We start from the raw sequence: 13,472 nt of genomic DNA on the forward strand, positions 1-13,472 counted from the left end.
TTATTCAGTTTTCGTCATTTTAATAATTGTAGCACTTGAACTACCTTGAGCACTTTCAACTGCATTTACCGTGGTTGTTTCCATTTCATAAAATACTCCCATATCTGTATTACCTATCGAAGTAAATTTAGGATCTAACCCTGCATCGATAACAGAATAACCATCATCAATTTTACTTTTTACCCAAGTATTATTATTAGCCAAATTTTTGGCTTCGGTTAGCAATGGATCAAATCCATTCCAAGATTCAGCTTCTACACCATTTTCGGCCAATTCTTTTGCCAAGGGGTGAATCCTCTCTTCCATATTTCTTCCTATAATAATAAATTTGTTATTACTTCCAACACCTTTAATAGTAATTCTTTCAATTCTGATTGCTGTTCTTTCAATTACTTGCGCAATAGGGACTACAGCTTCAGAAAGGCTAGAATAAACAACTTTTACAGCTGGAGTAGAAAATATATATTTCCCAAAACGGGCGAACAGTGGAGAAAAAATAGGAGATAAAATTTTCGCAAAAAGTAATTCACCAGCCATACCTTCAACTACTCCACCACTTCCGCTGAATTTGTGTCTTGCCTCACTGAATATTTGATAATTCTTGCTATCTCTGTAATTAGTAACATGGTCTAACTCTGCCATTAACTTAACATTCGGATCGTAGCTATCCATATCCGCTCTTATCATTTCTAAGCCCTCAAGTTCAATGCCATCAATAACCCTATTTTCAGAAAATGCATATGTAGAATTATGTGGATATTTTTTAAATAATGGATCAACTGCAAAAAACCTACCCACCCTCGGGTCGTGCATCCTAAAGGTATAGTTTAACGAATTCCCTTCGCCTTTGAGTTCATTATCCTGTTCCTGTCCTTGGAAACCGTAGCGGTGACCGTTAGGAATATTCGTTGCGTGCCTTCCCGGCACGAGCATTCCAAAAGGATAGTAATCCGAGTAGCTAAGAACGTCGGCATTAAAGTGTTTCAATATGCTGCTAGGCAACTCTAATTCCGGTATTTTCTTATCGTTAATCACTACCAGTACGTTTCCTAAATGGTTGGCCAGTTCGTACCGTTTATCACCGATTAAATTTACGAAATTATGCAATTCCATATCCTCAGTTACCGGGAATAATCCATTGGTACAATCCAAATAATTTTTGAATGTGTCTCCGTCACTATCCAATGTATAGGCTAGTCCCGGAACAGAGTTTTTGACTCCAGGCCCACCTTCTTGCGTCTGCCAAGTCGGATATCCATCACCGTCATCGTCTTCATCCAAATAATCCGGAATGCCATCAGTAACCATACTTGGGTTTGCCGCTACTGCCGTACCATCGTGGTTTACTATTGTTCCTGTAGCCGGATTACCATCGGTGTCAGTCTCTTCCCATTTGGTCAGGATACCATCACCATCATCATCCGTATCCATGTAATTTATAACACCATCACTATCTGTGTCGTCATCTGCAATATTACCATTGCCATCGGCATCCTCAAATACATCAAATATACCATCCGTATCGCTATCAGAAAGACAAGGACCTAATCCTCTTACCGCCGGTGGTGTTACTGCCATTGCAATATTTCCCAGTGTTGAAACAGGGGCTGCTCCAATATTATGGTTAAAATCAAATTCTCGGCTAACTGTACTTCCCTGACTTCCGAAGCTGTAGTTAATACTACATACATCAAATATACCAGAACCCAATTTAGACACAGGCACTGCAACAACTGGTGTTGTTGTGGCTGGAGCGACAGCGTTGAAGGTTTGGGTCAATACACCATTTACGACAATGGTTCCTGAAAGTTTATCCAATCCAAGCTGATTAAAGTTTCCATCAAATTTAACTTCCATTCCTTTAGATGCCATCTCCGCAGAAGTAATACTTAAAGTGGACGCAAGCGAATATTCTTTCTTAGTATTTGCACCGTTTGTAAATATCTCTTTTGTAACGATTACTTTAGGTTTAAACGTTCCTCCTGCCGCTGAGAGATACTCAGCAGAAAGCTTCATTGTGGTTTTAACATCACCGTCTATTCGTTGGAGCGGTTTTTTATAATTCGTCACTTTTAAACCATAAATACCTGTATTGTACTGAGACATCGAGAAATTAACAAGCATCGGCAGTCCCAGGTTAGCCGGGGATTCATTAACTGTCCGCAACAAAATATTGTTTTTATAATACTTAATTTTCCCGTTTATTCGCTCAATTTTCAAAATATTAGTAAGAGCGTAAAGATTTGCACCACCTGTAACAGGCAGATTAACTTGAGTACCTGATTCAAAGGCGATAAGAGTATTGGTTGGATAGGTATACAGTGCATAATTTATTCTAGCATAACCTACATTGGTTGGAGTACTTGCATAAGAAAGCCCCAACATTACGTTATTATTGGAAGCGAGGGTTGCACCACCAACAACACGTTCAACAAAACCGTCTCCAGTTAAAATTTTATCAGACTCTCCTCCTGCATCAAATGAGCTCGTTGTTGATATTTTAGTAATTGTTCCTGCAGCATCGATTGCGATATTTGCTGAAGCAGTTACAGCAGGTTTAGGATTCGTATAATTTGTGTTAATATAGGAATCGCTATAATTTACCACTTTTAAGTTATAAATACTAGTATTAACTTGGCTCATAGAAAAATCAACAAGCATCGGTAATCCAAAATTAGCCGCGGTCTCAGTAACTGTCCGCAATACTATACCATTTTTATAGTATTTTATTTTTCCATTAATTCTTTCCACTTTAACCACATCACCTACTTGATATGAACCTGCAGCCGTTGGTAAACCAGTAGCTGTAACTCCATTTTCATATATTACAATAGTTCCATTGGTATTCAGACCATAGGTAATAGTATTGGAAGCAGTAAGGTTCGAATTCGTTTGGTAAGAAAGCCCTAATGTTATGCCGCTATTAGATGGTAGAGTTCCACTTATTGTGCGTTCAACATACCCATCACCAGATAAAATTTTAGCAGTTTCCCCTCCTGCAACAGCTATTGTTGGGTTCGATATTACTCCGGCAGTAACTGTTACATTTGCCATAGCTTTTAATGCAGGATTTGAAATTACCTGATCTGTGTTTACATACGGAGCATCATATTTTACGATTTTCAAATTATAAATACTGGTTCCACTTACACTCATAGAAAAGTCTACAAGCATTGGTTGGCCTGCGAGCAATGCAGGTTCAGCAGTAGTTAGAAGCAATGTACTGTTCTTATAATATTTTATTTGTCCATTAATACGTTCTACTTTTAAGAGATCATTAAATCCGATTGTAGTTGCAGGAATAGCCTTTTGGACATTTGTCTCATATATTGTAATGGCACTAGCATTTGTATTCAAACCATAATTAATGGTTGCGGAGGGCGCAAGACTTGCATTACTCTGATATGAAAGCCCTAACATAATACCGTCATGAGAAGGAAGAGTCCCTAAAACTTTACGTTCTACATATCCATTGCCTATCAGTATATTTCCGGTCTCACCGCCCGCATCTGCTGCAGAAGCTCCTGTTTTAGAAATTTTCCCTGCACTATCGACAGTTACATTTACAAAACCGGTCAAAGTAGGGTTTGAAATCGTCTGATTACTATCAATAAAGGAACCTTGTCCCAGAACTTCAGCCTGCGCAATGACTGTTGACGCTGGCGGTGTTATTGCCTGATCTATTTTAAATTTACTCGTGAGTGATACATTTTTGATATTAGGATCAACATTGCTCAAATTAGGCTCGTTCCAGGTAGCAGTAGTAGAACTACCTACCTTAAGAGATAAAATCATTAAATCTGCAACATATACAGGTGGTAAAAAACTGGCACTTATGTTCGTGACCGCTTTGGCCACAACATCAGCAGTTATCTTAGTATCAGCAGTCCCTTTCATCAAAATTGACGGCTTAACATATTTGTAAACCAGTTTGTATTTGGCTTCCAAACCTAGTCGGCTGCTGCCAAAAATATGGTGCTCATTCAGATACAAAGTCTTTTGAAGATTACTCCGACTTGAAGATTCACTTAATTTGTACATGCCCATTACATTACCTTGCGCATCTCTGGCATAATAATCTGTAGTTGAGTTTGAGCCATAAAGGTAACTTTTGCGTTTGGCTATCCTGTTTCCTAATCCGTCGTATATGAAAGTAGTTACATCTCCTCCTTTGGTCACAGATTTTACTTTTCCATCTACCCGCCACTTAATCGTTAAATTTTCAGCTTTGTCTTTAACCAACTGTCCAATTTTATCGTATTCATAATTATGGGTGGCTGTATTAGAGATATTATAGGAACTGACTTCGCCGGGGCTTGAATTGAATTTAATATCAATACCTGTTTCGGCAAAGATATCGCCTGCGGCATCAAACACCTTGTTTAATCTATTTTGATTATCGGCATATCTATAAGTGAAGTTATCCATTACCGGATTGGCAATTCCATTAACAACTATTGGAGCGGTGTTGCTCAATGTCTCTAAATTTCCGTTTCTATCATAGCTAAAAGTAGAACTATAACTTGTATCAAAAGTGCTAAAACCTGTCGCCGTCGGAATAATAGCTTTCGATGTCATCCCAGTTATACGATTAAGCTGATCATAGGTATAGTTATTCTTCTGAACCGGCAATACCGCGTCACGATCTGTACGGATTGCAGTCGTCATTTGTTTAATATTCCCGTTATATAGATCTCTGGTGTTCGACAGTATCGCATCATTCCTACTAAACATCAGTGGTTTAAACGATGCATCTCCAACAACAGGATGATAATCACCCGCGAAATAGCTTAATGAGTACCCAAAAGCATCCTTTGTTTTTGTCGTTCCTGCCGCCAAACCGTCCTGACCCAAATCGTTGGCAGGGTCAGTAATATTTTCTCCATTTACAGTCTTTAACCACCCCTGTAAAGTATAGGCATAGTCAATTCCCTGCACCTTTTTATTTCCGAGTTCCACGCGCGCCAATGGTCCGTGTGCATAGTATTTATAGTCCGCATCTTTTTCCCAGATGATACCATCAACTGAGGTCTCCACATTGAGAATACGGTTGTCAGCATCATAATTGTATTTATGAATAAACTGGTCAATTTTATTGGGTTGATAAACGACTTGATTTACATTTCCGCTTATCAGATCATAATTATATACGATCCGCTTAAGATGTTGTTCACAATCGTTAGTCTGTCCTGTCTCTGGATCTATAACGGTACCCGGAGTACATTGCAGATTTTTAAGATAGGTATAATAATTTACAACCTCTTTTACATTTCCATGGACATCATAATTATAGAAAATAGCATTATCAAAATCGAAGTTCTGAGGATCTTCATAATAAAAAATACCGGTTACCCTGTTTCTGTTATTTAGGAAAAAATCTCCTCCTCCATTATTTGTTGTGAATAAATCGGACGCATGTATACTATCTACAGCCGGATCCTCATCATATATCGTTTTTGTTACTTCTGTTTTGTACGCATCCGAACCAAAATCTTCCGCATCGCCACCATTGGTTTTCAAACGTCCTTCAGGACTTATGGTAAAGTTTGAAGCTGCGGGCACACCTACCTGGCCTGCTTCAGTAATTCTTCCTAAAGCATCATACGTAGTATAGCTAAAGTGAACGTAGCCTTCTGGCGATACTATTACTTGGTTGGCATTTTGAGAGGCTATAATCCTACCCAAATAATCATAGGCAAAACGAGTTATACCGCCATCCGGTGTATTTTGATAGACCAGCTGGTTTAATGAGTTGTACCTGTACTGGGTATTATATTTGTGATCTGGTTGTAAAGAAGTATCTTCAGATGTTAAGCTAAAATTGGTTCTAAAATTATTTATAAGCGCGTTCTTCGTATTCATCTCAAGATTGGTAAAACGTTTCACTCCTTTTGGAGCTACTGTTTGCGTAAGGTTACCGGCTTGGTCATAATAATACAGTGTATATTGGTATTCCTGATCAAAATACGTCATATTGAGTGTTTCTGATACGGATTGGAGCGCTTGTTCAATATACGCGGCAATGAATTCCTTTCGTTTGGTTTGCAGAAGATTATTATAGTTCTCCGCAGAATAGGTTTCATTGATGTTTTTAATCAAAGTTGCGCATGTTTCATTTTGATCTGCCGGCAAAATAGGTGACATATAATCTATAGGAGCAGGAGGACAAAACATGTTTGTAGCTCTAAAAACTTTATTTACCCAGGCATTCCATTTTTTTAAATCATCAGGATTGTTAAGGGGATTCAAAAAGTAATCGTTATAATAGGTTTTAAACTGTTGAATAACGCCACCTGGTCCGGTCATTCCTGTAAAGCCATAGTTTAGATACGTATCTCCAAACTCAGAAATTGTTAAAAAATGTACATTATCCGTTGAAGTTATCCCCATTGTGGTAATATACTCCATATAGCTTGCCAGAATGTATTGATATTTCTTTATACAGAAATCATCAAATTCGCCAGCATCAACAGTATACCCCGCTATTTTATTAGAATTATAGTAGGTGTAATTAACCCCGCTCGCATTTACCGTAATAGGAGCACTTAAACTCAAGAAAGTTAAAAAATCTGCTTGTGCAGTACCACAAGGAATAGGAACTACCGGTTGCGGAACGCAGGTTTCGCATCCCGGATTATTTTTAGCTGCCACCATATTTCGGCCAGTGGAATTTGACACATAACAATCTGCAAATATTGGCGTATTACTGTAAATATCTTCTATCAATTCTTGTAAATCATGGGTAGTGTCGAGGGTTTCAGTTTGCACTTTGGTAAAAACCGCATAATTAGCGGTAGCCGCATTGTTACCGATATATTTCGATGGAGTAATATTTAAATTGGCTAAGTATTGTTCAGGTGTGACAGTTGGAGGATTGTTGTAAGCGTAATCCACAACATTCCCATTAGCATGCGTCACAAATACAAAGAATGGTTTCCCTGCGTTGGCAACAGCACCGCTAAATAATGAATTAAATGAAGTTCTTGTAGCTGCAAGATCACTATCAATATTACTTCCAACAAGGTAAAAAACAACATCTATCTTCTTAACAAGTGGCACTGTTCCATTACTCAAACTAGTATTTATGTTCATAATGGTACTATTATAATCGTCCTCCTGAATCTGCAAAATATTAGTTGGTGTATAAATTTCTGAAGGAAGAGTTGTATTAATAGGATTAGTATTTGCAACATAATTTGCATCATTACTGTCGTTATTGGGATAGTTAATCAGTCGAAATCTAGGAGTTCCACCATTCTGTCCGCTAATATCATCTACAGTAGTTAAACTAATTTGATTTGAAACATCTAGATTACTACCAATAGATCTATGCGCTTTCATAAAATCCAATATATTTTGCGCTACTTTTACTCTGTGTGGACTTCCAAAATAATTGTCTACATGTGGCAAATCAAAAACAAATGCGATATGTTTTTTTACACAATCGTCTGCATCGATTACCCCGTCACAGTCAAAGTCATTTGGCATACAGGGCTGAAATGCAACACAACAGTCAAAATTATAATTCGGCGGCAAAATCATCGCACCTTCTGTGTGAACAATCGTCCCATTAGCCGCTGCAGTAGTTAATTTTAAAGTGTATTTGTCCCTTGCTTGAGTTACAACAACTCCTTCAAACCTGGCGAAAGTAGTTGGCAAAGTAATTTTGAATGTTGCCAATGTAGTGGTACCATTTTTAATATAATACATATCAGGACTGACAGCAGTAGCATCTTTCACCCAAATTGTATTTGCACCAAAAAATTCTGCCAAATATGAATTTGTGTATGTTGAAATGCTATTTAAATTAATTGCGGCAGTACTATTAATCTGATTAAGCGCCTTCAACTGATTTAAAAAGGGTATCAATGCTTTTCTGAACTTGTATTTTTTGTCACATCCATCTTCATTTGATCCTGCGTTAGGATCCAGCAAATCACCTATCCCATTATTTGACGCACTACATTCCCCAATTTTTGCGGTGGTTTCCCCGGTAATCAGGACTTCTGTTGCAACACCACCAGCTTCTATTGTGGCAATCGCTTTGAATTTGAATATACCAGGTGTCACTATTGGTGCATCATAGTATAGTTGTTTGATGTTTGTAATTTTCCACGCAGTCTTATAGTTACTCCATGAATAAGTGGATGGTACTGTGATTTTTGTTGCAGCAGTTGTATAATCAACTGCCCCATTTTTCAATTTTCCGGTGAACTTCAGCGTTAGAGTACTTGTAAGTACAGAAGTATTAATATTTATTGAATATAATGGAAAGGTACCGTCAGTATATGAAGGAGCGGTACCTTCAGTAATAGTTCCGTTAGGCAGTAATGAACTTAAAAATGCTTTACTCAAATATTGTCCTGCAAAAGGAATTGTACCAGGTGCGGTCGCATTTCCGGCTTGTACGTTGGCATTTGTAAAAAAACCATTCAATAACATATCCAAATCGACCATTAGCGGACAGTTTCCTGTTTGCATATAATAATCGTATCCAGCAGCTGCTACCAGTTCAGCCTGAGCATCGGAAGGATTGATTGCTGAATTATAACCGAAATCTGCAGGCAGATAACGTTTTTGTTTGACTTTATACAAAGGACCACTCGTACTGGCACACAACGAGGTTGTCTGAACAATGCTGTTGTGTATATAATTGTATAGGGTTGCTTTCTGGGCGAAATTATCAGTCAGAACATTAGTTACTGAAATTGAAACGTCACCACCAATGCATCCATTGTATGATTTTTTCTCCATCGCATAAATGTTCATGAACATTTGTTTGATTTTACTTTTAAAACTCACATACATGGATTTGTAAGTAGACCATATTCTATTTTTAACAGCTAAATCTGACGGTACAGTGGTATAATTAAATCCTACATTGGATGTTAACGGATTACCCAGAACCGCTTTAACTGCAGTTTGAAATAAGTTACCTTCATTGGCTTTAAGATAATCATTAACGATGGCCTGATACATTATACTATTGATTCCCACCCTTGGATTAGGAGCGACGGTTGTTTCAAATGGTGCTGGTAAGGCTTGAAAATAAGGGTCACTTGAGTATATTTTATAAATTGAGGGTGCCGAAAAATCCGAACCGATCAACCCTATCGCATTAGCTTCAGCAAAAGTGGCTGTTTTCATTAACAGATCATCATAACCATCAGAAGACAAATCAACATTTACAGGTGGCTTACCAAGTACAGGAATAGTAAACGTTTTTTTCAGCTTACATAATTCGTTATTATAGATGTAATATTGATATTCCGGGTGATATGGTAACAGGGAATACGCCCAATTAGGATTACTGTTCCACTTTAACACGAAATCATTCAACTTCTCTAACTTTTCTGGTAATACTTTATAGGTTGTTAAACCTCCAGGCAATGCCGGCACAGTAATAGGAGTTCCAATTATCGGTGGATTATAAGTTCCATCGTCTAATTTCTCCACTGTTACATATGACAGAACGCCGTCAGCATCTCTGTACGGAGTTACTGGAGCTCTCCAACTATTACCCGTAACGGTACTATTGGCAGAATTGAATAATACACCAGCTGAATTAAATACGCTTAACTTAAAATCAGGATTATCAACCATAAGATTGGTGGCCGTATCCAGAATTTGTGCAGCAGTAGCACCGTATTGGCCCAATGGAGTTACATCAGACAATAGAATACTTTCGTTGGTCTTACAGCTGTTTTCAAAAGTAGGTTCGCAGAGTGTCTTACACTCCGCCTCCAATAAATGCCATTCTCTGGCATAACGCACAATTAATGCATTAAGATCTGCAACATCAATATTCTCTGCGCCATTTACATCAGTGGCACTATTATTATAAGTTACAGTTACTGTGTCACCCGATGGCGTTGCAATAAATGAGGAATTATTGTAATGGCCTCTAAGAGCTAATTCTACATAAGTCTGAATTAGACCTATTTTAGTTACGCATGAAGCACACGTCAACCCACATAAATTAATGTCAATTTTAGGCGAATAACCTAACGGGTCAACATAACAGCCACTACCTGAAGTCTTCAATTTGACAACATAATCATCTGCGTAAGCATTAAGGGCGTCCTTATTTACCATTAATTCCTTAGTTAAGGAATAGGAGTCCATATCCAGGGGGAAATTACCTGAATCAAAAGCTACTGAGGGAACAGCACCAGAAACAGATGCCGGACCAATTTTTGCTGTATGGGACATTTTAGAGATTCCACACTGATTTTTAAGATTTAAGTTTAAATCAAAAACAAATGGATAATTCCCGCATCCCGAAGCATAGGTTGAACCATTTTGATTTAGAGTGTAATTAACCTTATGCGTAACTTGCGTTCCCACAACATTAAATGTTTTGGAAACAACCAATTGGTCGTTGTTTACAGGAAAATTTGTTGAATATTTAAACAGATTGTTTCCAGTAAGTAATTCGGCAGTCTCAGGACCATGAAGTCCTATAGCTTCATCAGGAAGTCCATCAAGACTATTGCTTGCTGGTTTTGGGCCTGATAGTGCGGTCGCAATAGTTCGTCCCTGGGGATCCAGATAACTTACAGATGCCTGACCATTAGGATCGACTACAGTATTTTTTTTGTAATGGGAAACATTACCTACGCTATATCCAAAAAGTCGATTTAATTCTTTGTCGGTTGGCGTTCCATAAAAATAAGTCATTTCATGTTTACCCAACTTATGTTCAGGACCAACCCCTCCCTTACGGGCGATACGACCTGTATTATCAGGGGTATACTCTATCTGCGAGAAAGGAAATTTTTCAGCATTAGGAGTAAATGGAGCAAATTGATTATTTGCAAGTAAGAAATCACTGTTTTGAGAATAATACTTACTTGATCCTGAAGTGTTTGACATTCCTGACACCTCGGGTTGACAAGCAATAGTTGTGCTGTCATAGTCAAAATTTGGATATCTATATGGTGTATTTGATGGATTTAAATTATAATTATTGAAAAAATGAATGGTTGGATCTAACGTTGGTGTAGGCAAAACTTCGATGGCAGGTCGGCCTTGCGCATCGTAAATCACTTCCCCAACAACCGTATTATTATCAGAATTGACTTTTGTAACAGTTTGTCTGTTTCTTAAAGAACCATCAAAATAACTAACTACTTCTTTTTTCTTACCTTCCTCAGCATAACTTGCCTGAAATTGCCAGTTTTTGCCGGCTTCGTGTTCAGCAGTAATCTGATATATATGTGGCCAATCATTTACTGTGGATTTGACCCCATAACCGGAACTCCATATACCATAAGTTTTGGCATAACTGGCATTGTCATTTCTACCTACTGCTCTTACCCGATATATTAAATAACCCTTAGAATAAATAAGTGGAATTTCATATGTTTTTTTGTTAGTGGTAACTCTCGTATTATTTAGTTCAAAGTTTCTTTCTGTAAAGTTGATTTCATTTTTTTGTAATATGCTCGAAAGGTTCACACCACTATAATTATCTACCCAAGTCCATTCTACTTCATACTCTAAGGCACCTGTAATAGCAGCCCAATTTATTGTAAGGGAAGTACCGGCAGGATTCGCTACTGCGGTAGGAGATGGTAATTGATTGGATACAGAATAATACCTGTTAACCTTAAAGCCCATGCTTACAAAAATATTATCTGTAGGCAAAGTGATCGCAGTACCATCACTAACTTTTGTAACCTGGATACTTCCAGGAACTACTTTCACAATAAGTCCATATCGGTTTTTAACCTGAAGATAGTTCAGATCGCTGTACTCGGTTCCCGCACCTGAGCTAATACCGTTAGGATTATATGACACCATTAATTCCTTTATGAATGTGCCGGCAGTATCGGCGGAACCATTAGGAAACAAAGGCGTGATCTCAAAAGTGGCTCTTGCCTCATACCATTCAAACGGACCTTTGTCTGTATTGATGTTTAATGCTAAATAACTATACGGATTCTGATTTACCTGATTTGGCAATCCAGGTTCAGAATCATACACACGAATACCATTAGGCGTATTAGTTTGCAAATCATATAAAGTAGTCGGCACTACAGCTGTCGTAGTGGGAAATACAGTATAAGTATTATATTCTTTCGCTGGTACTTGTGCGTTAGCTACTAAAGAAATAAACAGTAAAAATAAAGTAAGGATATTTTTAAACATATTATAGGTCATTTCGATTGGTTTTATTGTGTAATTAGCTTATAGGTAGCAAACCGCTTTGAAGGCTTAATTTTTTTGTCTTTGATGGTAAAATAATCACTCCTAATTAAGGACGGAGTAACGCTTTTAGCATCTGAACGGTCGAGCAGCGTTATTTCTAATCGCGGATCATTTATTTTAACCGTTTTATTATTTTTTTTGAACTCTTGCGTTCCGTTCATATAAAAGACCTGCTTGAGTAAACTGAAATCTTTTTTAGCGATAAAAAACCGTATTCGGCTATATTGCGATGTCAGTAACGCTTTATCAGCCGATAATTCGCAAATCCAATAATCCGGATTTTGTATAATTTTTTTTGTTGGAAAAAAGTTCAGATAGCTGTTTAAAATTAGTGGTGATGTACTGCTTTTATTTTTAACAATCTGTATTTTTTTCTCCCCATTATCAACCACCACATTATAATCTCCAAAATTTATGCTTTCAATACCAGTTAACTTTTGATAAATGACATTATTTTTTCTTATGATAAGGCCGCTTTTTTTCTCAATTGGAATTTTAGAATTTGTGTTTTCATAAAATGAATACGCACTAACATAATGGTACACCTTCAAATTTTCATAATGTTGTTCCACTTTATGAAATAATTGCGCCACCGTCCATTTTTGCTGAGAAAAAGCAGGAGCACCAATACATAAAAATGAAAAATATAATAATAGATATCGTACCATTAAGGACTATTTCTTAGGGTTATTACTTCTAGTTTCCTGAATAGTATATACCCCTCTTTCGGTTTCCTTTTTTACACGGACCAAACCTCCTTCAAGATCATATTCGTAAAAAGTCGCGTAATTATTCTCATCCAGTTCCGCCATCAACCGTTGCGTGTCTTCATCATACGCAAAGCTTTTTAAATTACCATTGTACGGATAAAAACGAATATCATCGAAATAACAATCTGCTAACGTGTTGGAGCAGACCAATGCTATTTTTAGGTGTGGATAACCCATTTGGGTAACATCCGGAATTTCAATGATTCCGGCAATACGCTGCCACCCGTCTATGATTGCTCCACTTGGATTCAAAGCTAAAGAATAAAATGCCGGATCGGTACCATCAGCAATATTAACAGTAATGGTACTATAACTATAGGATACGGGCTGGTTACTCACATCTTCTTTTACCCAGCCACTAACAATATATTTACCCGATACAGGCATAAAAGATCCTTCCGATATTCCGTCAAGGACTTGTTCTGGCTGAGAAAATGCTTTTAAACTAAAGAGTGTTAACAGTAAAAAAAATAGTTTCATATTATACAT

General features: G+C 37.5%; 3 protein-coding genes. All 3 read right to left on the minus strand.

What is annotated here, in order from left to right; translation table 11 throughout:
• Genes FNW07_RS11725 through FNW07_RS11735 form a run of 3 tightly spaced genes read right to left on the minus strand, consistent with a single transcriptional unit; the run spans position 1 to position 13,463 of the window.
• Complete coding sequence (locus FNW07_RS11725) at positions 1–12,165, minus strand: hypothetical protein (protein WP_144265634.1); 12,165 nt, start codon at positions 12,163–12,165, stop codon at positions 1–3.
• Positions 12,166–12,176: 11 nt separating this feature from the next.
• A complete protein-coding gene (locus FNW07_RS11730) occupies positions 12,177–12,881 on the minus strand; it encodes a hypothetical protein (RefSeq protein WP_126743942.1) in 705 nt (234 codons plus the stop codon).
• A 6-nt stretch (positions 12,882–12,887) separates the two neighbouring features.
• Entirely contained in the window at positions 12,888–13,463 is a 576-nt protein-coding gene (locus tag FNW07_RS11735) for a hypothetical protein (RefSeq protein WP_126743943.1), read from the minus strand.
• Positions 13,464–13,472 lie beyond the last annotated feature (9 nt).

The sequence above is a fragment of the Flavobacterium sp. GT3R68 genome (assembly GCF_007109225.1).
GTDB lineage: Bacteria > Bacteroidota > Bacteroidia > Flavobacteriales > Flavobacteriaceae > Flavobacterium.

What these genes read in the sequence shown, in the direction of transcription:
- FNW07_RS11735 (WP_126743943.1), bottom strand. Translation starts at nt 13,463, where the DNA reads ATGAAACTATTTTTTTTACTGTTAACACTCTTTAGTTTAAAAGCATTT.
- FNW07_RS11725 (WP_144265634.1), bottom strand. Translation starts at nt 12,165, where the DNA reads ATGACCTATAATATGTTTAAAAATATCCTTACTTTATTTTTACTGTTT.
- FNW07_RS11730 (WP_126743942.1), bottom strand. Translation starts at nt 12,881, where the DNA reads ATGGTACGATATCTATTATTATATTTTTCATTTTTATGTATTGGTGCT.